We start from the raw sequence: 23,470 nt of genomic DNA, 5'->3' as shown, positions 1-23,470 counted from the left end.
GGCGCTGACGCCGGTCACGGTCCGACGACACCCGCGTACTGAGGACAGAACTCGTTGACCGCCAAGACGAAAAACTCGTGGGCTTGGCCGGGCTCAACCCTCGTGTACCGCAGAATCCGCGCTTCTATCTCGTCGGGAGGCCGGTTGTTGTAACTGAGCATGTTGCAGGCAGATTGCGCAATGGACTTCAGATTCGTTGGAGCAAAGGGGAAGCCGATCGCCTGGACGGACTTGACGAAACTGTCCTCGTCGGCCTGCGCCGTCGGTGCACCCTGGAATGCGAGTGTGAATCCGATTGCGAGGCAACCGAGAATCGTAACGTACGTTCGCATTGGGGTTCCGTTCTCCTGGGTTACAGCACTGAGATGCGATCTGACCGTTGATATGCGGGAGTGGCCGATCATTCCGGGCACAAGTAGATGAACGCCAACTGGGTCAGCGCCGGGTTCACAAAGGTGCCCGAACTTCCGATCATTCCGGTAGGCCGTCTGTCACAGGCGTACCTGCCGTCCGTCAACAGCCGCCCATCGCCACGGAACGCCATAGGGTCGTGCGTCATGGCCAAGACCTTGTGGGCCTGCTCCAGGTACTGGATCTCGTTGGGGGTCAGCGGGGTCAACGGGTCGGCGTGCGCGGACTGGGCACCGATCATCTCGACTGCCGATGTCACTAAAAGCCCTGCCGCCAAGGCCTTTCGTCGGTTCACCTCGTCCTCCTCACTTGCGCCCTTCTTCCGCACGGCTCGTACTGAACTCTTGACCTGGTCGTCACTGTGGACTCAGCCAGGTATGAGTCGGTGTCACGAAGAACCTGAACTGACCACGCGAGCAGTAGGTGCTCGTGTCCGCCATGGTCGCGCACGTCGTCCCGTTGTACTCGATGTAACTGCGCGGGGGCAGCTCTCGCTCCCCCCGGCCAGGGGGAGTCAGGAAGGCGAAGCCCGGATCGGTGCGCATGCGGATCTGTCCACTGACCCACCCGATGTTCGTCGTCCCCGGCGCACCGCGAATGTCTCCGGCGCATCCGAAGGCCCCCCTATCCCAGATTCCGCAGTTAAGTCCCAGCGGGGTCAAAAACCACACTCCCCCAGCACTATTGGTGAAATAGTCGTCGAACCTTACCTTGTCGTAGTAACGCAGAATGAAGTACGTTGCCGGGAATGGACTGGACGGGTCGCCCCCGTTCGGCTCGGCGTGCGATGCCGCCGGGATGGCGAACAACTGGGCGATCGCGCATCCAATCACCGCCAGCCCACGAAGAACCCAGCCGACTCTGGGCCAACACCGAGCCGTCATGGCAGGTTTCCCGGAGACGACTCGTTTTCCGCAGTGTGCGGAACGTTCCCGTAGCAGGTGGCGTTTCCGACGTCGAGGATGCTCTCGCAGAGCGTCTCCCCTCCTCTCGAGATGCGGACCGTCACGAAATGGCCCTGCAGAACTCGTCCGACGGTTGCCGCTGTACGAAAGTCCGGTCGCCAGTCCGCGCGCAGTTCGGCGCCGTCCGCCGTCGAACTCGTCGCCTTGACCACCGGGACGGTCAGGGTCCACGGCAACGGCACGTCCTGTAGCAGGTGCTTCCCCGACGTGTCGCGGTATTCGACGCCCGCCAATTGACCGACCGATTCGGAAAATATGTCGTACGTGACCAAATCCTCCGCGCGCGCCACCGGCGCGTGCAGCAAACCGCCGAGGCCGACGGCCAAGATTGCAGTCAACGAAATGTGCTTCACGTGGCGCCTCTCAAGTTCAGACGGACAGGTCCGAGCATTGGTGGGAGCGCTTTCAACCAGCAAGCACTGCAGTCATCAGGAAGATCTCCTTTTTGGCGTTGTACGTCGTGGCCACGCCGAACGATGTGTACGAGCAATCCGGGATCTTGGCGTAGCCCTGGAGCATCAGGGCCTTTACCGCAGTGCCCACGTCGTTCGTAGCGCTCGACAGGATCGCCGCCTTGTCGGCTGCGTAACCGAGATCCCGCAATATGGGAACCGCATCGGTTTCGGGAACTGCGCGAGAAGTGTGGTCGAGCCAGACATCCGTCGACTTGTTGACGCCATGCGCCGCCTGGTCCACCGTGGGATCCGACCGCAGTGGACCACACGAAGCGGCGCCACGCGCTGCCACTAGAGCGGCCCTCAGGCTCTCAGTCGGATCCGCCGCCGCACAGGGCGACGCGCCGGCAAGCCCGACGGTCGTGAATACCGTTGCAAAAGCCGCCGTTACGCGCCGGCTCGGCATGCGAAACCGGAAGTCCGACCTCTCGTCAATGCGCACCGCACCTCTCCTAATCACACACGTGGGAGCGGTGGATGTCGCTACCCCATCGCTTCGCCTTCTGCACCGACGGCCCGGTGAACCAGGCGGGTTGATGCGCCAGAATCCCGTTGTTGACGTTCGACAACTGCTCCCAGAGCTTGTAGAAGGCCTCACCCTCGTAGATCGCGAAGTAGTTGTCCCCGTATGGGTTCTGCGCCTGAGTCAGTGACTGCGCCCGCGGTCCCAGGAAGTCGACGGCTTGACTGATGTTGCCGGAGACGATGTCGACCTGCTGTTGGATGTTGCCCCTGGTGTAATCGTAATCTCGGTCGTCCGGGCCGATCCGGTTGAACTGCAACCGGTCGATCTGGGCGCGAAGAGTTGCGTATTGAGCGGAGTACCACTGACACATCTCGCCCATCGCCCTGATGTCGGTACCCGTGACCCGGTCCCGGATCTGGTCGTAGGGAAAGGGATACTTCGGGGCCCAGTTCGACGCCCTCGGCGTGATGACGGGTAACGGAGTGATCACGGCGCTATCAGGGGGAGGTTCGGGGAGGGGGATCTGATCATTGGGATCCGCCCCTGCCGGTGGTCCCGTCAAAACGCCCATCGCCGAGATGGTCACTGCGCATCCCACGGCCGCGATATGGCGTCGTATTCCAGCTATTGACGTCACGGCCGCCGCCTCGATTCGTTCGCTGTCGGCATGTTGCTACTTGGATCCCATGGCCGAGCCGATTCCGCCGACATCGGTAATCTGCCAGTTTTTGTTGCTGTCGATGGTCGTGCTGTAGGTGGCCGTCGACTGCAACGCTTCGGGCGCCTGTACCGTCTTCGTTTGCACGCTGACGAAGCTGTCCACGACGTAGATGCCCCCATTGACGGATCGCACCTTGGCGACCAAGGGTTTTGCGGACGAGCTCCACTGCAGGGGCACCAACACCTGTTCCATGGAGGTGCCGGCGTCGGAGAGTTTCTTGCTGAGTTCGGGGCTGGTTCCCGCGACGAGTTTGACACGCCAGCCCTGCATGTCTTTGAAGTCCATTGTCGCCGCGTTCACCGCGTAGTCGAGTGCGACCTTCTCAGCGTGGGCGGCGTTATCCGCTTGGGTGGCCTGAACGTTGAGCTGATGCTTCGCATCCAGGTACAGCCAACTCAACACGCCCACGGCGACCACCAGTACCGCGACCACGACTGCGCCGATCAGACCACGCAGACTGATAGACACCGACCTTCGTTCCCGTTTGGGCGCAACATCGTCGGCCGCCTTGGTGTCCGCTTCGGCCACTTTGCGTGACTTCGTCTCGCCCGCAGTGGCGTTCGCATCCGACTCGTCGGCAGCGGTGACGCCCTCAGGTCCAAACGCTTCCTTTGCTTCGGTGTCACTGATGCTCATGTTCCAACCTTTCTCCTTGGAGTCCCTGGTGCCGAGTCACGGCCTCACACGCAGCGTGATGGCTCCTTCAGCAGGCACTTGCTGGAGGAAGTGATCCAGAATTTGCCCGCTGTCGAAGTTCATCAAAGTTGCGCCGATGTCGTTGAGCTTCGGCTGCAGCGCCTCGCCCAGTACTTTCAAATCGCCGCCATTGGTGTCCAGCAGGCCCTGAATTCGCGCAACGAGATTGTTGAGATTTCTCATGCCTTGGGGCATATCGCGACTGAACAGCATCGGCAGGTGCTTGAAGAAGTCCTGCCAGTAAACACCGGTGTCGATGCCGTTGGGGACAATCGCAAGCAGGTCGGGGTTGACCCATTCGGCGTTCCGGAGCAATGTCTGGAAGTTGCCGAGCAGCACGCGCCCTTGGCCGTGCCTGTCGTTGATCATGTTGTTGAAGAGGGTGCTCGCCCGTGACAGGTTGGGCAGCACGACATTCGGATCCGGCAGAGCGGTGTCTGACTCGCTGATGATGCGCCCGACGGCGTCGGGATTGAGTTGATTCAGCACTCGGACCACGCTGGTGGCCAACTCCGAAATGGACGGCGGCTGAATCACCGACTCGCTCGAAATGTGCTGATCGTTCTTCAGCATTTGCCCGCCGTCACTGCGAGGCGTCAGCTCTATGTACGACTCTCCCAGCGCAGACAGGTTTTCCAACCGTATCTCCGTGTCCACGGGTACCCGGTACTGCCCGTCGACATAGAAGCCGACCGTCGCGGCGGCGACGGACGTCCGGGTGTCCGTCACCTTGCCGACCGGTACGCCACGCAGCAGCACGTTTGATCCGACGACCAGTCCGTTCGTCTCGGGAACGTCCATAGTCAAATTGGTTCGGTCATCGGGTGGGCCGATCCGCAGTCCGAGCGACCAGAAGTAGGCCAGCACTATCGTGATGATGACGCCGAATGCCAGATAGGACACGACGTCGCGCAATCTCACCGCATTCATGGCGTCGCCCCGAGGATTCTCAGTACATCTTGGACGTTTCCGGATAGTTCACGCCCGTCGGGCCCGACTATCGAGGTGATGTTGATGGCTGGATATTTGTCGGCGGGAAGGAAGTAGTCGGTGAACAAGCGCCGGTACTTTGGTATCTCGGCTTCGCCGGCCACCTTCGACAGCTGCAGCGCACCCGTTGCGTCTGCCAGCGAAGTCAGGAGGGGGACCAACCAGTATCCGCCGAGAGTGATGCTGCCGAATCCCGGAAGCACGGTCGCAATGTAGTTCGAAACGGCGACAGTCTGATCGAAGCCGCGTTGCCCCGTCGGCGAGAACCAGTATTGCAGTTGGGGAATGTAACCGTTCACGACGGCGGCGGTCTTCGACACGCCGTCGAGTAGCTGGTCGACTCTGTCGATGTTCGCCGACAGCGCGGATAGATCGGTCTCGACACGTGCGGTCAGCGTTCGTACCTCGTCGCTGGACGGCACGACTCGATTCAGCCGGATGATCGTGTTCTGAGCCCGCTGAATCGATCCGCTGGAGACGAAATTCGCGAGGCTGGCGATGGTGTCCTCCAACTGCGGAGGGGACGTGGTCTGGGCTACGGGAATGACACCGCCCGCTTTGATTGCGGGCGCCGGCGTGTCGTTCGCCGGCGGCCGTTCGAGGGCCACGTAGATATCGCCGAGCACGGTGGCCTGCTGCAGTACGGCATGGATGTTTGACGGGATGGTTACCCCGTGCGCGACCCGCGCGGTGACGTCGACGCTGTCCTTGGTGAGCGACATCTTGGACACGACGCCGACGGTCACGCCATCGAGCACCACCTTCGCCCGTTCCGGAAGGTTCAGCGCGCTGGCGAAGCGCATCACGACGTCGTAACCGTCGTCGTAGGAGGCGCCCGGCGCTGGTATCGCGTTGACGTTGAGGGACGCACACGAGGTGAGCGTCACGGCACAAGCGGCTGCGGCGATGGCTGCTCGGAGGCGCGTCGTCATCGCTTCGCCGCCTCGGTGAGCACGTACTGCAGTAACGCGACGTCCACTGCGTACGGCGTACCCTTGACGTTCGCGCAGCTACCCGGCATCGAGGCGTTCATGATGTTGCATTGGGCAACTCCGTTGGGGGTGCGGAGCCGATACATCGGCGGCCGATAGTGCAGGGTGAACTCGTGGTTGTTGGCGAGGTTGATGAGTCCGTTGATCACGCGAGGCGCCACGTTGAGCAGGCTGGCGTAGTAGGGCGCGCGGGGGCTGAGCTTCCTGAGCATGACCGAGACCGCATCGAGCAGTTGCTGGATCTGCGGACCGAGTTCCCTCTCGATGGCCGAGGCGGCCTCGATGATCGGAAGGAGCCCTTCGAACGCGTCGGTGGCGCCTTTGAAGGAGTCGGCTACCTCTCGCGATACGGAGACGGCACCGTCGTCGAACACTCCCTTAAGCGTCGGATTGATGTCGACGAGCATGGTCGTCAACTGGGTGAGGTTCGCGGAAATGGAGCCCAGGTCGCCGATGGCCTGGTCGGGTGAGTCCAGTACCGACGACGTGGTGGTCAAAAGCTTGTTCGCGTTCGGCCCCTGGTTGTGTACCGCCTGATCGACGCCGGCGACCACTCGGCCGATGTTGTCCGATCCCGCGGGGTTGATGGAGTTGATGAAGTTGGTCGACGATCCGATCACTTCGGACAGGCTCTTCGGCGTCAGCGACCGGTTGAGCGGTATGCACCCTCCGGGGGACATGTGCGCACCGGTTTCGTAGTCACCGACGAGTTCCAGAGCTCGGTCGGCGAGAATGGTCGTGGACCGGGTAACAGCTTTTGCGTTCTTCGGGATCGCCCGTCCACCGTCGATGGTGAAATCCACTCGGACCGATTGTGCCGATGGGGTGATCGCGGAGACTTTGCCGATGGGGTAGCCGAGGTGGGTCACCGGGTTGTTCACGTAGAGCCCGACGCTGTCGGGCATGATCGCGCAGTACCCGACGGACTCCGACGTCGCGGAAGTGGTGCACGAGGCGCTGCTCAGCGCCATGAAAATGGCGACGGAAGCAGGCAACGCGCGCCGGACAATCTGAGGCATGGACATCAGCACGCGCTCCCCGGAACCGGGACGCAAATGTCGGTCGCCAAGAGACCCGGTGGCGCGTTCTGAGCGTTCAGCACCCGATCGAACAGATTCTGAACCCGCCGCAGCGCCTTGATCGTCACGCCGTTGTGTTCTATGAACAACCGACCCCTTTCGAGGAAGTTCCGCACTTTCTCGATAAATTCGAGACTGTGCGCCTCGTAGAAATCGCCGAGTGGTTTCAACGCGAGGAGGACGTCGCCGAGGCCCTGGATCGTGTTGGAGAAGCCGTGGTCGTAGATCACCAGGGTCTGGGTCAGAATCGACGCTTTCCGGACGAGTTGAGCGAATTTGTCGCGGTAGTTGGATAACGCCCTGATGTATTCATCCGACAGGTTGAGAATGCTCGTGACTTGGCCTCGTTGTCGTTCCACAGTGGACATCAACTCGTTGCCGGCGTCGATGACAGTGGAGATCACTTGCACATTCGTGCCCGACAAGCCTTGCGAAATCTGGTCAAGAGACTCGTTGATGGCTTTCGTGGAGACGTTGTCGGTGATCTTGGTCGTATCGGTGAGGGCGCGAATGAGGCTGTATGGCATCATCACCCGCGATCGCGGGATGGTTCGCGAGCCCAGAGCGGTGCTGCCCATCGAAGCGATGTTCACGTAGTATCCGCCGACGACGGTTAGCATTCGCACGTCGATCTGGGACTGATCACCGACGAAAGCGTCATCGTCGATCTTCGCGGTGACCAGGACTTGGCTCGGCTCGAGTTTCAGATTGGTGACCGTCCCCACCTTGATCCCGGCCATTCGAACCTCGTCTCCCGTACGGATCGCGTTCGCATCGTCGGTGTAAAAGGTGACAATCTTGCTGGTACCGGGGGTGTTGTAGTAGATGTACGCCAGCACCAGTGCCACGACGAGGGCGAATGCGATCGCCGCGAAGCCCCAGGCGGTCTGATTGCGCGCGAGCTTTCCGAGATTCAGCGATTGCACAGCACCACCCGCTGTCCGTTGAGCAGCACGTCCATCGTCTCCGGTAGCTGGAAATTGCCGCGCGAACATGGCTCGATCTCTGTTCCTTCGTTGCCGGGCGGTGGGATGTTCTCGTTGATCACCGGCACCAACTTGAACGCGTCGAAGAAGTTGTCGAGATTACTGAATGCGCGGTCGAACGCCTCATCAATATTGACTCCGTTCCTGAAGCCGGCGTTGTGGAGCAATCGAATTGTGGGATCAAAGAAGTCCTTGCTGTACACGAGGTCCTTACGGAATTCGTCCAGAATGGTCAGGGCACCGTCGATAGGCTGATTCGCCAGGTCGACGAGGTGGATGAACTTGTCGGACGTGCCTCCGATGCCCTTGGAGATGTTCGACAGATTCTGGATCAACGTCGCCACCACCTGCTGGCGCTCCGAGACGAATTCGGTCAGCCTCCGGATGCTGTCCAGTAGCGGCTTCAGTCCACTTCCATCGCCGGTCAGGAACGATGCCGCGTTCGCGGTGAAGGTGTTGATCTCTTCTGGACTCAACGTGGCGAGCACGGGTTGCAAGCCGTTGAAAAGGGCTGTCACGTCGAACGAGGGCTGAGTCATCGACGTCGGTATCTGCGTCACGACGTCGCCGGTGCGGTACCCCTCTGCGGGATTGGTGACGTCGATGTAGCGGACACCGGTGAGGGCCTGGAATTTGATGGCCAGCCTCGTGATCCCCACCACGCCGTACTTCTGGTCCAAGGTCATCTGAACCCGTGCGACGTTCTGTCCATTGATCCTCGCCAGGTCGACGGACTTCACTTTCCCCACCCGGACACCCCTGACACGTACGTCGCCGTCGGGATGAAGCCCGGACGCGTCCGTGAAATCCGCTGTGTACGCGCGGGTGTCGACAGCGACCGGATTGGTCAGGGTATTGGCGAGCAGGATGAACAGGACCACCGCAAGGGCGAGTGCTACGCCTATGCGCCAGGTTGCGGCCAATGGTTTCATGGCGTTCCCTCCGTGGTGACTGCCAGCGGCGCGGCTACTCCGGGAAGGCTGTCGAGCAGGATTCGGACCGAAACCGCGCGCTGGTCACCGTTTCCCGCGTAGAGCTTCTGGAAGCGATCACGCAATTCTGCGAGCTTCTGCGCGACGTCGTCCGGCCGCAGCAAGACCGGTCCCGTATCGGTGATGGCCTTGATTCCGCTGATCAGCGGTGTCAGGTCATCGACGTGGCTGCCGACGAGTTTGCCGACTGCGGCGAAGAGACCGTTCTGGATGAGGTCCAAGGTGACCTTCCAGTGATCGTGGAAGTACTCCGGAGACAAATCGCCGATATTGGGTGTCTTCGCATTAACTACGTAGGGCCGCTGCAGCACTGGGCCGGAGGTGGCCGGGTCCTGCACTGCTTGACCGGGGTAGTAGTCGTATCTGACCACTCTCGTGCCTGCCTCCACCACCGCGTCGGTGAATGCCGGGAACGCGGCGATCGACGTTGACAGATTTGTGAGGAGTTGTTCGGTGGGAACCGTTTGGACGGCATCGACCGCTCTTGTCACCGTCACAGCCGTTTCGATTGTCGGGTTGAGTGCATCGGTGTAGCGAGTGACGCGTTCGATAACGCTGATGAGCTGTGGGGTAAGGGAACTCGCCGAGACGTCCCCCAATTTATTGAGCAGCTCCGAAAGGGTGAAGTTTCCCGTCGGCTGTAGAGCGAGTCGGCTACCATCGCGAAGCGCGTGGCCGCCCGAGTTCGGGACCAGGTTGATGCCTGGGACACCGAAGTAGTTGATGGGCCGGAAGTCGATGTTCATCGCGTCGGTGAGGCCGCGGGTCGGCTGTGACTGCAATTCCGTCGCAAGTTGGACTTTTCCGCCGGCGGTGTTGGTGACGTTCGTGACTTCACCAACCTTGACGCCGTGCAGGACGATGGCGGTGCCGGTTTCGACGCCTTGTCCGACGTACGGCGTGATGATCGAAATGGAGTACGTCCCTTTGGCTCTCCCACCGAACGGGTTCGTGACGATGGCGGCGGCGACTAGGGCGATACAGGCCACCACGGCGGCGCCGATGGTCATCAACACCCGTTCTTGGCGTTGAGTGGAACCTCTTAGCATGTGTGGGCCACTATCCTTTGAACACGAACACGGGCTTGATGCCCCACAGAAGGACGGTTGTCAGGAAGTCCAGGACGACGATCGTGACCAGACTCGCGCGCACGGCACGTCCCGACGCCTGGCCCACTCCGACCGGCCCGCCCGAGGCAAAGTAGCCGTAGTAGCAGTGGATCAACGTCACGGCGACGCAGTAGATGCTCAGCTTGATCACCGAATAAAGCAGGTCGATCGGCGTCAGGAACTGCACGAAGTAGTGGGTGTAGGTACCTCCGGGTTGACCGTTGAAAAGAACGGCCACCGCCTCCATCGTGTAGAAGACCCCCAAAAGGGTCAGAAGGTAGCCGGGCACGACCGTCGTGAGTGCGCCGATCAACCGGGTGCCGACGACGAATGGAATTGGCCGCAAGCCCATCGAGTCGACGGCGTCGATCTCCTCTGAGATGCGCATCGCCCCGATCTCGGCCGTCATGCGCGTACCCGCCTGCGACATGAAAGCGATTCCGGCGACGATGGGTCCGAGGATGCGAACTGCGCCAATACCACCGATGATGCCGGCCAGCGACCCGAACCCCAGGATGTTCAGAATCGCCAACGCCTCAATGGCCAGCGAGGCACCCGTGGCGACACCCAGGATCAGCAGAACGCTGATCGTGCCGCCGTCCACGATCAGCGACCCCCGACCCCACGCCATGTTGAGTGTCGCCGCCAATGTCTGCCGGTAGTACTTGCGAACCGTCAGCGGTAGGTACCAGAACACCTGGGCGATGAATAACGTCCACTGTCCAAACCCTCGCAGCGGTGTCGTGACCGACCCAACGGCTGCCTTACGCGTCCGCCCCAGGACGGCAGAAGGAGCTGACATCACGCCACCGCCGTGGGGAAGAACATCGTCTGAATCTGGGTGATGATCAAATTCGCGAAGAGAATCAGTACGACGTTGATGACGACAGCCGCGTTGACGGCGTCAGCCACGCCCCGCGGACCGCCCTTGGCCTCTATTCCCCGCATTGACGAAATGACCGCCACGATGGCCGCGAAGACGAGACCCTTCGCAATCGCGAAGTAGACGTCGACCATCTTGGCGAAGGTCCCGAACGAGTTCCAGAAGCTCCCAGGTGCTACATCGCTCACCGTGACCGACAGCAGATACGCCGACGCCGTGCCGGACGCGATGATGACGAGGGTGAGGACAGGCGCGATGAGCAGTAGCGCCAGGAATCTGGGCACTACCAGACGCCGGACGGGGTCAACGCCGAGCACGCGCATCGCGTCGAGTTCCTCTCGAATGGCACGCGCTCCGAAGTCCGACGCGATCGCCGAGGCCGCGGCACCGCCCATCAAAAGGCCTGCGGTGACGGGCGCACCCTGACGTAGAACGCCTACGCCGCTCGCCGCGCCGAGGAGTGCGGTCGCGCCCACCTCGGCCACGAGTCCCGACGTCACGACCGTGACGATTCCGCCGATCGGTATGGCCATCAGCACGGCTGGAGTCGCGGTCACTTTCAGCAGGGTCCACGCCTGCCAGAGGAACTCCGCGACGGGGAGGCGAAGGGTCAGTGTGTCTTGCAAGGCGTAGCGGAGCACCGAGACGGCGAGATGAATGCCGCGGCCGGTGGTGCCTGCAGCTCGGCCGGGAGCGGCGCCGAGTTCCGCGACCTTTCGTCCGACAGCTGTTTGTGACCACCGCATCCGTGGTGGCTCGTGACCGACCGACCGTTCGGATACCGAAGGTGGCGTTGCGATCCCTACCATCCGGCGGCCGCCGGCGTGGTCGAAGGCGCAACAACAAGTCGAGTCGAGGACGCCGGTGTCGCCACCCCATCCTGGACGGTTCTCGACCACGAACGATGCGTGGGTAGAACCAACGAATATTCTTCTAATTCAAAATAAATTATGATGCCAAAAAATTTTCTGACGCAACGGATTTCGCGGAATCCGACCTTGCGGTGACGTGTGGGTACCGATTCGCCCACAATCGCGCTGCCCATCGTTTGATTCCCCGACCTTCCATCCGGACCCGACAGGGTTCGCTGTTCCGCCCCCGCCGTGGCGAAGTTGCTCGAATTACGAGCTAGCCCGACACCATAGAACACAAGCTTGTTCGGGCCTCATGACCGCGCCCATAGTATGAGCTGAGTCACTCCGGGTCAACTAGGTGTTCGCGGACACGTCGAACCGGTCTTCCCGCAGTGGTTGTGCGCCAGCGGAACTCCCGTCATCCGGTGTCTCATCCGCACCCACCGGCGAGCGGCGGTTCGGACGCGACGCCCTTCAGAGCCCTTGGGCGAAGCGTGCCGCCCTCGCAGACGCCGGATCGGGCGCTCGCCGATCGCACCGCCGGTGGAGACTCGACTTGGGCTCTCAATCTGCCTCTTCGGGACGTCTGGAAGGCGACGCATTCTCGCGACGCGAGAGCGGGACCGACGGTGCCACCCCCGCTCGTCGGGATTTCGAACTTCCCGTAATCCCGTTGCGCGGCGCCTGGGCAAGATCGTTCGGTCAGGCCGGGCCCGGTTGGGCGGTCGACGATCGTCGACTTCTGCCGGCTCTGGTCGGCGTGCTCGCAGCGCAGAAACCTCGTCGCTGGAGGGCCCACCTAACGCAGGTTGCGGCGAATCAAGTACACACCGTAGACTTCGTTTTTATTTCAGGTTCGAAAAGTGATCGGAGTCTGGATGCGCTCGGAATCGGCGTTGGATCACACCATGCCTAACGCGCTCCACGCGATGTCGATACCGACCGCCACCTGGAGTTCGATCAACCTGGCAGAAGCCGTGCCCGGTGTGATGACGCCGTTGTGCGCCAGCGTTTGGGTGCCTGCGAGCGAACTCGGCCTGCGCCAGCCGTTCCTGGCCATGGGTGCGTTGCCCGCTGACCTCGGGGGCATTCCAGCCGATCCCGCTGACCGCATCACCAACGCCTTCTTCGGGCGCATGGCGGTGCGCGTGGACTTCTTGTGCGAGATGGGCGATCTGCTTCCAGGACAGTCCGGCGAGGCGCTCTCGCGGGACTTCTTCGGGTTCGTACCCGAGGATTTTCGCAGCCGACCGTCTGTCAGACGGTTGCCACACATCCTGGTTCGCTACCCGCGCGCCGTCGCCACCATCGGCCGTCGGGTCAGGCGACTGCGCGGCGACATCGACACCTGGTGGCGGGCCGAGACGAGCCGAATGACCGATCTCGGCTATGGGGAGGCGCAACGCGTCGCGGCCGCCGCACGGGATCGATTCTTCGATGCGCTCGCCGCACAGGCGGTCATATCCGCCACGGTCATTCAGCCGCTCCAGGAGCAGCTGGCCACCGTCTGCCGCCATGCCGGCGTGGACGCTGCAGTACTGCTGCGCGGAGCCTCGCACGAGGAGGGCGCCGTCCTGGACGACCTTTGGGCGGTCTCCCGCGGCACTCTCGACGTCGAGCAGTTCGTGCTCAGGCACGGCTACCACGGCCCTGGTGAAGGTGAACTGGAGACCCGCGTGTGGCGGGAGGATCCGGCCGCGGTGAACAGCTTGGTTCGGCGCTATCAGGCGAAACCGGACACGGAGTCGCCGAGCGCCCACGCCGACGCGCACCGTGACATGCGGCAACGGGCCGAACGCACGCTGCTCTCTGCGTCCGGGCCGCTGGGCCGGCTTCGATCGCGGACCGTGCTTGGCCTCGCCCGGCGCTACATCCCGTTGCGCGGTACCGGCAAGGTGTCCTATCTGCAATGCCTCGACGTGCTCCGGGCCGCGGCGCGACGCCTCGGGTCGTTGATGGTCGCCTCCGGGCGGCTGACGGTGCCGGACGACGCGCTGTACTTGACGATCGACGAATTAAGCGGTCCGTTCGCCGCCGACCCCGCCGTCGACATTAAAGCCGTCGTCGCAGAGCGACGCGAACTCCGGCGCCGTTATCAGGCGATGACGCTCCCCACCACCTGGACCGGGCAGCCGGTGCCTCGAATCGCCGACGAGGGCACGGAGGTGAGGCCGACCTCCGCCCTATCCGGGGTGGGCGCGTGCGCAGGCGTCGTGGAGGGCCGTGCGGTCGTGGTCGACGATCCCGCGGAGGCGGACGTCGACGACGGTGACATCCTCGTCGCCCGCACGACGGACCCGTCTTGGGTATCACTGATGTTCCTGAGTTCCGGACTAATCGTCGACATCGGCGGTCTGATGAGCCACGCCGCCGTCGTGGCCCGCGAACTGGACATTCCGTGCGTGATGAACACCGGCATCGGCACCAGTGTGCTGCGTACGGGCGATCTCATCAGGATCGACGGAGCGGCGGGAACCGTTGAACTACTCCGCAGGGCCACGGGCCCAACGACAGACGACGAAAGGACTTCATTATGAGCGACCTCCTCAACAGCGACGCATCTCCAAGTGCGGGCGGCACGGCGGCGTGGGGGCCGTTGGCCACCGCAGTGCACGCCGACACCGCGGGGCCCAACGACCCGACGTGGAAGGACAACGCGTACCTATCCTTCTGGGACGTCGATTCGAACGTCTACGGAACGATGCACGTCTCCACGTCGCCCAACGACGGCAAGGCCCGTCGCGCGAGATTCTCGGTGAGCTTGCAGGGACGAGTGTACGAAGTCATCGAGGAACTGCCAGCGGGCTCATTCGCCAGCCAGTCCATGTCGTTCGGGCTCGACGGCACGATCACCGTCGACACTCGGGACCTGAAGGTCCGGCTCGGCAACGCACCACTGTGGACGCCCGCCGATTTCAGCATCAACGAGCTCATCCCACCCCTTGTGCCGGGCAAGCCGCTGCAGCACTTCCAACAGGCTTGCAGCCTGTCGGGAACCGTCCAAGCCGACGGAGACACGTGGACGGTCGAAGCGACTGGGATGCGGGATCGCACTTGGGGATTCCGTGACGAGGCGGCACAGTGGCTCGAATACGCCGGCCTGGTATGCGTCATCGACGCTGGTTTCGTGTCGGCGATGAAGTTCCTCGGGTCGGACGGCACGCTGCGTTCGGACGGATATTGGGTCGACGACGCGGGGGCGGTCCTGATCACCGACATTAAGTTCCGCCGCAACGCCGCTGCGCAATTCCTGGCAGCCACTCTCGAAATGGCCGACGGCCGAGTCAAGACGATCGAGGCGACGTCGCGGCGCGCGGGGTTCTTCGTTCCGATGGGGCGCGACACCGATGGTCCCGCATTCGGAACGTACGACGACTTCATGACCCTGCAGTGCCGTGAACGGCACGGAGCGGGCTTCGTCGAACAAGGCGTCGTACACCGGGTGTGCTGACCACAGTCGCATTCGGACACCCACACCACACATAAAGGAGGAAGTCACGACGATGGACACCGAACGCATTCGGGCACTCCAAGCGCTCCGATTGAAGGGACGCATCCCGGCCGCGGATCTCCCGGCTGCTGCCGGGCTCGACGGCGACCGAGCGGCCACGATCGTGGCGGACCTGATTGCGAGGGGCGACGCCGAAGAGATACGCGGGCGGCTCAAGTTGTCGGCCAGTGGACGGCAGGCGCTCGCCGACGGTCTTGCCGTCGAGCGGCAGACGATCGACCTGGAACGTGTGCTCGGCCTGTACGAGGAATTCGACGGGCCCAACGACGCACTGAAGGGTCTGATGACCCGCTGGCAACTCAAGGACGAAGACGTGCCCAACGATCACAACGACGCCGAGTACGACGGTGCTGTGATCGACGACCTCATTCGGCTCGACGCCGACTTTCGGCCACTGCTGTCCAAGATGGTCGCTGCCGCCCCGCGGATCGGGCACTACCCGGCCCGGTTCGATGCCGCTCTGACTCGCATTGGTGCAGGTGATCACTCGTGGTTCGCCAAGCCATTGGCCGACAGCTACCACACGGTGTGGTTCGAACTACACGAGGAGCTCATCGGGCTGGCCGGCCTGTCTCGCGCCGAGGAAGCGGCCGCTGGGAGGGCCGAATGACACCGCCCGCCGAGACGGCGACCTCGCGCGTTCAGTTCCTGGTCGAAGGCGGCGAGCTGACGCGAGAAGAGGTGGGAGGCAAGGCCTGGAGCGTGCAGCACATGCTGTCGCTGGGCATCCCGGTGCCACCGGCCTTCGTGCTGACGACCGCCGTTTGCCGCGAGTACCACCACGGCGGCCGGGTTCTTCCCCCCGGCGTGCTCGACGAGGTGAGGGCCGCCATGGAGGAGCTGGAGCGACGCACGGGACGCCGCTTCGCATCGGCCGAGCGGCCGCTGTTGGTGTCGGTGCGATCCGGCGCGGCGACCTCGATGCCGGGCATGATGGACACCATCCTGAACCTCGGGATGACCCTCGCCATCGAGCACGCCCTTGCCGCCGAGACCGGCGACGCCGAGTACGCCGCCGACACCCGGCGCAGATTCGACGAACAGTTCGACAAGGTCGTCGGCGTCCGCCCCCCCGAATCTCCCTGGCAGCAGCTTGAGTTGGCCATCCGTGCGGTTCTCGACTCCTGGCATTCGAAGCGCGCCAAGGCATACCGGCAAACCCGCGGCATCTCCGACGATGGCGGGACCGCGGTCACCATTCAAGCCATGGTGTTCGGCAATCTCGACAATCGTTCGGGAACTGGCGTGTTGTTCACCCGAGACCCGTTGAGCGGCAACCCAGAGCCATACGGCGAGTGGCTCACGCGCGGACAGGGCGAGGACGTCGTGTCCGGTCGTGCCGACGCGCAACACCTCGACGATCTGCTGGCGGCGATGCCTTCCGTGCATCGCGATCTCCTCGCCGCGGCGAGCGTGCTGGAGCGCCACGGACGCGACGTGCAAGATATCGAATTCACGGTCCAGTCGGGAACGTTGTGGCTCCTGCAATCCAGGTCGGCCAAGCGAACCCCGCAGGCAGCGTTGCGTTGTGTCGTGCAACTGGAGCGCGAGGGAGTGATCACCAGCGGCGAGGCTCTCGACCGCGTGACCGAGGATCAGGTGCGTGCCCTCCAGCGCCCCGTGCTGGATCCGGCGAGCATCGCGGCCGCTCCCCCGGTCGCGTCGGGCAAGCCGGCGTCCCCCGGCATCGCGACCGGTGTGGTGGTCATCGACGCGGACGAAGCAGAAAGGCTCGCCGACGACGGTCAGTCGGTCATCCTGGCCCGGCCCACCACCGATCCCGACGACGTCGCCGCCATGTCGGCGTCGGTTGCCGTCTTGACCGAACTGGGCGGCTCGACCTCTCATGCTGCAGTCGTCTGTCGCGAGATGGCAATCCCGTGCGTCGTCGGCTGCGGCATCGACACGGTCACCGCACTCGCAGGGAACGTCGTGACGGTGGACGCCGACACCGGCACCGTGCACGCCGGCGCCCTGCCCGTGCGTCCCGCAGTGGCGACCGACGACTCCGACATGCGCACGCTGGAGGGCTGGTTGCGCGAAGAAGTCGCCGATCGCGATCCGGCGGCCGACGTCATCACCTTGATGCGGCGGCGGCGCGAGCGGACGGAAACGCGATGACCACTGTGGAGTCGATGCTCGACACGTTGGACACTCTGTCGCCTCGGTCCGACCTCACCTGGACCACGGGCAATGTCGCCGAAGCGTTTCCGGGTGTCTTCACGACGTTGGGTTTGAGCTTCGTCTTCGCACCCATGGAGATGGCGTTCCGACGAATGTTCTATGACCTCGGGGTCTACTCCTCCGCCGAACTCCTAGTGCCAGACCGTGTCGAGGATTGCTTCTGGACGGTGTTCGACGGATGGGGAGCCGGCAACATCGACAAGTTTCGCGAGATCGCCAACCGGATGCCGGGAACCACCGCGAGCGCCGTGGAGCAGCAACTGTTCGGCTACGTCCGGCCCGAGACTGTCGATGCCAATACGGTGACGCGGTACCCGTTCATCTTCGCGAAAGCTCCGCGTTGGCTGTGGCGGACTCCCGAGCGGCACGACGCGATGTTCGCCGAGTTGCGGGCATGGCGGCAAAGGAAACTAGCAATCATCGGTGGTATCGACGAGAGTGACTGCCGATCCACGCTGGAAGATGCCCGACGTCGCTTCGAGGACGTCATGAGCATCCACATGGGTGTCGCAATGGTCAGTTCGTCGCTGGCCGAGAAGGTGGCCGACGTTGCCCGGGACGCGGGTCACCCCGGCCTCGAAGCGGCACTGCTGTCCGGCGTCGGCTCCGACGAGAACGAGGTCGCGCACGATCTGTGGGCGCTGGCGCACGAGCGAATCACCCAGCGCGAGTTCATGGATCGGCACGGCTATCACGGTCCGAACGAAGGTCAACTCTCCGGCGTCACCTGGCGTGAGGACCCCGCGCCGATCCTTGCACGCATGGCCGACTATCGCGCCGTGGCCGCCGACAGCCCACGCGCCCCCCGTGCGCGCAGCGCTGCACAGACGGCGCTTCGCGCACAAGCCCTCGACACACTGGTGGGCGAAATGCCCGCTCCCAAGCGCGCCGCCGTACGCACCCTGGTCAGGGTGGCCGCGCGCTATCTCGCCCTTCGGGAGCAGGGCAAGGCCGGATACCTCATCGCCTTTGACGTCGCGAGGGCGGCCTCGCGCAGGATCGGCCAGTTGCTCGCCGACCAGAACGCCCTTGACCATCCCGAAGACGTCTTCCACGTGCGCTATGACGCTCTGATGGGCGGAATCCGCAGTGGCCACAGGGAACTCGTCTCCGAGCGCGCTGCTCAGTACACGCGCCGTCAATCGCTGCGACTGCCGAAGTCGTGGACGGGGACGCCCACACTCGTGTCCATCGCCGACGGTCCCGGGACCCGCTTGGCGACGGGCGAGGCGATCTCCGGGGTCGCCGCCAGCGGCGGTGTGGTCGAGGGCCGCGCTCGCATCGTGCGGGATCCCGACGAGATCGAGCTCGATGACGGCGACGTCCTCGTCTGCGAGACCACCGATCCCGCCTGGGTGCCGCTGTTCCTGGTGGCCGGCGGCGTGGTCACCGACCATGGCGGATTGCTCAGCCATGGGCCCATCGTGGCGCGTGAACTCGGCATTCCCTGTGTATGCGGGACCGAGGACGGGAGTCGGCGCATCGGCGACGGGCAACTCATTCGGGTCGATGGCGACCTTGGCACGGTCACGGTACTCGAGGATCGTCCGTCCATCGTGAACGGCTGACCGCTTCAAGGACAGGACACCCGTCCGTTTCGCCTCGTTGCCGGCGTTCGCCGAAAACCGCCGACGTGTACGAAAACTATTTTGCGTCAACGCATTTCAAATTTTGTCCAGTCGCCGCTCTTGCTTGACGAATTGAAGTACACACCGTATACATAAAGGATGTTCAACGAAAACCACAGTCCGGTAAACGATCTCAGTGCATATCTCATCGCCGGGCGAGTTGTGTCCCAACTACCGGAGAACCCGGTCAACGAGACGGCGGCACGGACCGTCACCCAAGGCATTGACGACGGAGTGGATGCCGAACGTCTCGGCTTTGCCAACGTCTACTTCTCCGAACGGTGGAACCTCAAGGAGGCCGGAGTGGTCCTCGGCGCGATTGGCGCCCGCACCACTCGGGTCGGGTTGGGCACGGGCCTGGTCTCCCCCGCGCGGCGACACTTGCTGCACATGGCGGCGTTCGGCGCGACGATGCATGCCGCGGCGGGGCCCCGGTTCCTGCTGGGATTGGGCCGCGGCGATCACGCCTACCTCCGCCACGAGGGCTTGAAGACGGCAGGCTTCGAGGGGGTCGTCGACTACGTCAAGCTCCTGCGGAGGCTATGGGCCGGGGAGGTCGTCACCTACGACGGGCCGGCGGGCACTTACCGCGACATCAAGCTCGGCGACGTCTACCACGGACCCGCCCCGAAGGTGCTGTACGGGACCTTCGGGCTGCCGAAGGCCGCAAAGGCTGTCGCGGAGGCGTTCGACGGCGTCATCCTGCCGCCAACGATGACTCCGGCCGCCACCGCCGCGTCGGTGGCACGACTGCGACGAGCCTGCCAGGCCGCCGGCCGGGACCCCGCCTCCTTGCGCGTCGTCCAATGCGTAATCACCGCACCGGATCTCGCGGACGACGAGACACGCGCGCTGGCGCACGCCCGCGCCGTCACGTATCTGCAGGCGCCCGAGTACGGCAACGCGCTCGCGAAGGTCAATGGATGGAGTCTCGGACCGGTCGAACGACTTCGGGCCGCACTGGAGGTAGCGCGCAAGTCCAGCGGCGACGAGCTCGTGGACACGGCGTTCCATCGAGTTCAACTGATGGAGGCCGCAGCCTTGATACCCGACGAATGGATGACGGAGTCGTGCGCCCTCGGAAGCGTCGCTCAGTGCGCCGAGAAGCTACGGCAATTCAAGCATGCGGGTGCCGACGAGATCACCACGTACGGAAGCACGCCGGGCCAAAATGCCGGTCTGATCGCCGCGTGGCGCAACGCGAGTCACGAGACCAGCCGATGACCATCGACCTGCACGCGCCCAACCCGATGCACCGTACGTCGGGCCCAAACGACGCCTGGTCGACCATCAATACGCGGGAGAATTATCAAGGCGTCATGAGCCCCCTCGGCGCAACTCTGTGGCTGCCGGTCAGTGATCTGGCGGTCAACGGCACGTTCCACGATCTGGGCGTACTCCGGCGCAGCGAGATCAGGGTGGCCCGGACGGCGGCCGAATCGTCGTCCACCGTCTTCTATGGCCGATATACGGCCAGTATCAACTACTTTCGTCGCGTCAGCGATCTAATTCCCGGTCAATCGGGCACCGCATTCGAAGAGCAGATCTTTGGATCTTCGCGAACCGACGTGGCGGATACCGCCTCCAAGCGGCGGTATCCCGTCGTGGCCGTCAAGGCTCCGCTGGCAGTCGTCTCGCTGCCATCCCGTATCCGGAAGATGTGCGCCGACATGGATGCGTGGTGGCGCCACGCCGTCTCGCCGGCCGGCCTGGCTCGGCCGGTGGACGCTCAATTCGCGGAGGCGTTGCAGAAGCTCGAATACGCGATGCGTGTACACGTCACTGGAACGTTCGTGGCGCAGGGCGTCTTCGACGCGCTCCGGAAGATGGCGGAATCGATCGGACGCCCGGGGTTGCACCTCGAATTGTCGACAGGTTACGGCAAGATGGTCGAAACCGAGTTCGTGGTGGCGCTCAACGACGTCGCCCAGGGCCGCTCAACGATGGAGCACTTTCTCTCCGAGTTCGGGTTTCGGTGCGCCGGGGAGATCGAGGTATCCAATCCGTCGTGGCGCGAGCGCCCCGACCTGATCCAACGCATGGTCGACAAGTACAAGACGGCGCCCGAACGTCAGGACCTGACCGCGGCGGCCGCGGCGCGGACTCGGGCCAGGGAGAAGGCCGAAGGCGACCTCCTGAGCGCGATGCCGCGGTGGAAACGGCCCCTTGGCCGGCTGATGCTGAAGCTAGCCGCCACTTTCATCCCGCTGCGGGAGGAGGGAAAGGCCGCGCTTGCGCAGGCATTCGACGGTGCGCGCGCCGCCTGCGGGGTCCGGGGTCGCGAGTTGGTCGAGGCAGGCGTCCTCGATGAGCCGGACGACGTCTTCTACCTGACCATGGACGAGATTCGCGGCGCGCCACCGCCGAATGCGCGGGAACTAGTGATCGCACGACGACTGCTCCGCGCTGCGTACGAGCGGATCGACGTGCCGGACGCCTGGGTCGGGCCTCCGGTGCCGGTGGAGATCGAACGCAGCGACGAGGGCAGAGTGGATTCGGTAGCTGGGGTCGCGGCCGCCCACGGCGTCACCGAAGGCCTGGCGCGGGTGCTGTCGAGCGCCGACGACCTCGATGACCTGGAACCCGATGAGATCCTCGTGTGCCGAACAACCGACCCGTCGTGGGCGTCGGCGTTTCATCTGGCCGCTGGTGCTGTTATCGACATCGGCTCGACCTCCTCGCACGGTGCCATCGTCGCCAGGGAGATGGGCATGCCGTGCGTCATCGGGACCGGCAATGGAACGCAACTGTTACGGACGGGCGACCTCGTCCGCGTCGATGGCGGTACCGGCATAGTCACCATCCTCAAGGAGGCACCATGAGCAAGAACACGTCGTACTTCATGAATGCTCAGGTAGCCGACTCGTTCGGCACCGCCTACCCCAGCGACGAGAGCATGCATCGCGGCGAGGGCGCCCGGGTAAGCGACCCCGCACTCGTGGAGACGGTATTCAGTGGGTTCAGTATCCCCGAAGCAAACGTTCATTGTCTCAACTACATCTGGCTGCATCCGAATCTGCGGCTGATGAGTGGCGGCGTCTGGGCGTGGAAGGGCATCAAGCGCACTCAGCTCGAGGCCGAACTCTTCGACATGCGCGATTTCGTCCCCGACCGTTCGATCACCGACGACGGCGGCGACCTCCTCGACGTCACCTTGCCCAACGGCTACCGTTACCAGGTGCTCGAACCGCTCGAACGGATTCGGATGAGCTACGCCGATCCGCACCGCGGCAACGCGATGGACGTGACGGCGACAGCGGTGATGCCGCCGGCGATGCTTCCCTCCAACCGGCACTTCGATCAGGTGATGCGGACATCCGGCACGCTGACGCTGCGCGGTCAGGAGCTCCGCGTCGACGGCTATTCGGTGCGAGATCGGTCCTGGGGCGAGGCCCGCACTGAGGACCCGACGGGAATGTCCGGAATTCACTGGTTGATGGCGACGTTCGGCGACGACTACGCCGTGCACGTCACCGGCCTCGAGGACCCGTCGACCGCGCAGTGGCGGGACCGGTTCGGTGAGGATGTGGCGTTGTCGCAAAAGATGAATCGCGGCTGGGTCTGGAAAGACGGGCGATTGCTCACCGTGGCGTCGGTCCGCATCGAGACCGAGTGGAATGTCGCGGGCCGCCGCCAGGCCGGACACCGCGTCGTGGTGCTCGACGAGACGGGGGCCGAACACCGGTTGCACGGCCAGATCAGGGCCGCGGCCAATTGGCACACCTGGTCGAACGTCCACATGAGCATCGGGTTGACTCGCTGGGAATGCGACGGGCGCATCGGGCACGGTGACAGCCAGGTGGCGATGTGGACCGACTTCGTGCGCGCCGCCTTCGGGGACTCCGCTTGAGCGAAACCGCCGATCGTGGCTACCGCAATTTCCTGAGCTTGGACGCCATCATTGCCGAAGCTCGGACGATTGCGGACGCCGAAGGACTCGACGCCGTCTCGATGCGGGTGCTGGCAGACCGACTCGGCTGCACCCCCCGTGCGCTGTACCGGCACGTGTCGGATAAGGAGGAGGTACTCGAACTACTCGCGGACCGCGCCTTGGCCGATCTGCCCGTACCCCCGACTGACGAGGACTGGCAAACGGCGTTCCTGAAGTTCTTCACTGCCATGTACGAATTGTTGGTGGCGTCTCCGGCGGTGACGACGATCGTCGCCCAGCAGGCCGTTGCCGGGCCGCAATTCCGCTTCCACGCAGACCATTTGGTGAGGCGGCTATTGGCCGCGGGCTTCGCACCCGACGTCGCCGTCGAAGCCGTCGTGGCCCTGGCTCAATTCACCCTGGGCGCCGCGCTTCCGGGAACCTCGCAGCGGCTGCACGACATCTATCAGACCCGCACGCTCGACACTGTAGACGGGGATCTTCCTGCGCTGAGCCACGTCCGAGAGCACTTCGCCAAAGTAAACGCGCGTGGAAGATTCCGCACGGCTCTCGGCCGCCTGATCCATGCCTACGACGACGGCGGTTCAAGCGGTTCGAGCGCAGATCGTGGATGACGCCATCGCGAACGAATTCGATGATCGAACCGCCCGGAATCA

Annotated in this window: 24 protein-coding genes; 9 read left to right on the top strand and 15 right to left on the bottom strand. The window is 63.7% G+C overall.

Annotation, left to right across the window (positions count from 1 at the left end; all coding sequences use genetic code 11):
• Nucleotides 1-14: 14 nt before the first annotated feature.
• From OCQ_RS08390 to OCQ_RS08320, 15 genes are all read right to left on the bottom strand, one after another.
• The gene (locus tag OCQ_RS08390) at nt 15-332 is read right to left on the bottom strand and encodes a DUF732 domain-containing protein (RefSeq protein WP_014384280.1); all 318 of its coding nucleotides are present in this window, start codon (nt 330-332) and stop codon (nt 15-17) included.
• Between the two features lie 68 nt (nt 333-400).
• Entirely contained in the window at nt 401-670 is a 270-nt protein-coding gene (locus OCQ_RS08385; RefSeq protein WP_232065579.1) for a hypothetical protein, read from the bottom strand.
• Nucleotides 671-767: 97 nt separating this feature from the next.
• The gene (locus OCQ_RS08380) at nt 768-1,295 is read right to left on the bottom strand and encodes a hypothetical protein (RefSeq protein ID WP_080588000.1); all 528 of its coding nucleotides are present in this window, start codon (nt 1,293-1,295) and stop codon (nt 768-770) included.
• Nucleotides 1,292-1,714 (bottom strand): hypothetical protein, encoded by a 423-nt coding sequence (locus tag OCQ_RS08375; RefSeq protein WP_041785496.1) that lies wholly within the window; start codon nt 1,712-1,714, stop codon nt 1,292-1,294. Before OCQ_RS08375 ends, OCQ_RS08380 begins: the two co-directional genes overlap by 4 nt.
• A 67-nt stretch (nt 1,715-1,781) precedes the next feature.
• Nucleotides 1,782-2,072, bottom strand: a complete 291-nt coding sequence (locus tag OCQ_RS26510) for a hypothetical protein (protein ID WP_014384277.1) — start codon at nt 2,070-2,072, stop codon at nt 1,782-1,784.
• Between the two features lie 211 nt (nt 2,073-2,283).
• Nucleotides 2,284-2,787, bottom strand: coding sequence for a hypothetical protein (locus OCQ_RS08365; protein WP_014384276.1), 504 nt, complete (start codon nt 2,785-2,787; stop codon nt 2,284-2,286).
• A 183-nt stretch (nt 2,788-2,970) separates the two neighbouring features.
• Nucleotides 2,971-3,654 (bottom strand): hypothetical protein, encoded by a 684-nt coding sequence (locus OCQ_RS08360; RefSeq protein WP_014384275.1) that lies wholly within the window; start codon nt 3,652-3,654, stop codon nt 2,971-2,973.
• A gap of 36 nt (nt 3,655-3,690) precedes the next feature.
• Nucleotides 3,691-4,644 carry an MlaD family protein gene (locus tag OCQ_RS08355; RefSeq protein ID WP_014384274.1) on the bottom strand — a complete coding sequence of 318 codons (954 nt, stop codon included), beginning with the start codon at nt 4,642-4,644 and terminating at the stop codon, nt 3,691-3,693.
• A complete protein-coding gene (locus OCQ_RS08350; protein WP_080587999.1) occupies nt 4,641-5,636 on the bottom strand; it encodes an MlaD family protein in 996 nt (331 codons plus the stop codon). Before OCQ_RS08350 ends, OCQ_RS08355 begins: the two co-directional genes overlap by 4 nt.
• Nucleotides 5,633-6,601 carry an MlaD family protein gene (locus OCQ_RS08345; protein ID WP_232065578.1) on the bottom strand — a complete coding sequence of 323 codons (969 nt, stop codon included), beginning with the start codon at nt 6,599-6,601 and terminating at the stop codon, nt 5,633-5,635. The genes OCQ_RS08350 and OCQ_RS08345 overlap by 4 nt, the downstream gene beginning before the upstream one ends.
• Before the next feature lie 119 nt (nt 6,602-6,720).
• On the bottom strand, nt 6,721-7,701 hold the full coding sequence (locus OCQ_RS08340; RefSeq protein WP_014384271.1) for an MlaD family protein: 981 nt from the start codon (nt 7,699-7,701) through the stop codon (nt 6,721-6,723).
• Nucleotides 7,689-8,693, bottom strand: coding sequence for an MlaD family protein (locus OCQ_RS08335; protein WP_041784874.1), 1,005 nt, complete (start codon nt 8,691-8,693; stop codon nt 7,689-7,691). The genes OCQ_RS08340 and OCQ_RS08335 overlap by 13 nt, the downstream gene beginning before the upstream one ends.
• Nucleotides 8,690-9,763, bottom strand: a complete 1,074-nt coding sequence (locus OCQ_RS08330) for an MlaD family protein (protein WP_232065577.1) — start codon at nt 9,761-9,763, stop codon at nt 8,690-8,692. Before OCQ_RS08330 ends, OCQ_RS08335 begins: the two co-directional genes overlap by 4 nt.
• 49 nt (nt 9,764-9,812) lie before the next feature.
• A complete protein-coding gene (locus tag OCQ_RS08325) occupies nt 9,813-10,664 on the bottom strand; it encodes an MlaE family ABC transporter permease (RefSeq protein WP_051019720.1) in 852 nt (283 codons plus the stop codon).
• Nucleotides 10,664-11,491 (bottom strand): ABC transporter permease, encoded by an 828-nt coding sequence (locus OCQ_RS08320; protein ID WP_051019718.1) that lies wholly within the window; start codon nt 11,489-11,491, stop codon nt 10,664-10,666. Before OCQ_RS08320 ends, OCQ_RS08325 begins: the two co-directional genes overlap by 1 nt.
• Before the next feature lie 1,124 nt (nt 11,492-12,615).
• Here OCQ_RS08320 and OCQ_RS08315 point away from each other — a divergent pair.
• From OCQ_RS08315 to OCQ_RS25620, 9 genes are all read left to right on the top strand, one after another.
• A complete protein-coding gene (locus OCQ_RS08315; protein WP_051019766.1) occupies nt 12,616-14,136 on the top strand; it encodes a PEP-utilizing enzyme in 1,521 nt (506 codons plus the stop codon).
• Nucleotides 14,133-15,050 carry a DUF7065 domain-containing protein gene (locus tag OCQ_RS08310; RefSeq protein WP_041784868.1) on the top strand — a complete coding sequence of 306 codons (918 nt, stop codon included), beginning with the start codon at nt 14,133-14,135 and terminating at the stop codon, nt 15,048-15,050. The genes OCQ_RS08315 and OCQ_RS08310 overlap by 4 nt, the downstream gene beginning before the upstream one ends.
• A 52-nt stretch (nt 15,051-15,102) precedes the next feature.
• Nucleotides 15,103-15,720: a hypothetical protein gene (locus OCQ_RS08305; protein ID WP_014384264.1), complete on the top strand. Its 618-nt coding sequence runs from the start codon at nt 15,103-15,105 to the stop codon at nt 15,718-15,720.
• Nucleotides 15,717-17,231, top strand: a complete 1,515-nt coding sequence (locus tag OCQ_RS08300) for a pyruvate, phosphate dikinase (protein ID WP_014384263.1) — start codon at nt 15,717-15,719, stop codon at nt 17,229-17,231. The genes OCQ_RS08305 and OCQ_RS08300 overlap by 4 nt, the downstream gene beginning before the upstream one ends.
• A 113-nt stretch (nt 17,232-17,344) precedes the next feature.
• Nucleotides 17,345-18,862, top strand: a complete 1,518-nt coding sequence (locus OCQ_RS08295; protein WP_237718803.1) for a PEP-utilizing enzyme — start codon at nt 17,345-17,347, stop codon at nt 18,860-18,862.
• A gap of 222 nt (nt 18,863-19,084) precedes the next feature.
• Nucleotides 19,085-20,146 carry a TIGR03857 family LLM class F420-dependent oxidoreductase gene (locus OCQ_RS08290; protein WP_232065575.1) on the top strand — a complete coding sequence of 354 codons (1,062 nt, stop codon included), beginning with the start codon at nt 19,085-19,087 and terminating at the stop codon, nt 20,144-20,146.
• The gene (locus OCQ_RS08285) at nt 20,113-21,744 is read left to right on the top strand and encodes a PEP-utilizing enzyme (RefSeq protein WP_232065574.1); all 1,632 of its coding nucleotides are present in this window, start codon (nt 20,113-20,115) and stop codon (nt 21,742-21,744) included. The genes OCQ_RS08290 and OCQ_RS08285 overlap by 34 nt, the downstream gene beginning before the upstream one ends.
• Nucleotides 21,741-22,772 (top strand): DUF7064 domain-containing protein, encoded by a 1,032-nt coding sequence (locus tag OCQ_RS08280; protein ID WP_014384259.1) that lies wholly within the window; start codon nt 21,741-21,743, stop codon nt 22,770-22,772. Before OCQ_RS08285 ends, OCQ_RS08280 begins: the two co-directional genes overlap by 4 nt.
• Entirely contained in the window at nt 22,769-23,428 is a 660-nt protein-coding gene (locus tag OCQ_RS25620) for a TetR/AcrR family transcriptional regulator (protein ID WP_014384258.1), read from the top strand. The genes OCQ_RS08280 and OCQ_RS25620 overlap by 4 nt, the downstream gene beginning before the upstream one ends.
• The last annotated feature ends 42 nt before the right edge of the window (nt 23,429-23,470 follow it).

It is taken from the genome of Mycobacterium paraintracellulare (assembly GCF_000276825.1).
GTDB lineage: Bacteria > Actinomycetota > Actinomycetes > Mycobacteriales > Mycobacteriaceae > Mycobacterium > Mycobacterium intracellulare.
This window is presented reverse-complemented; position numbering and strand designations above follow the sequence as displayed.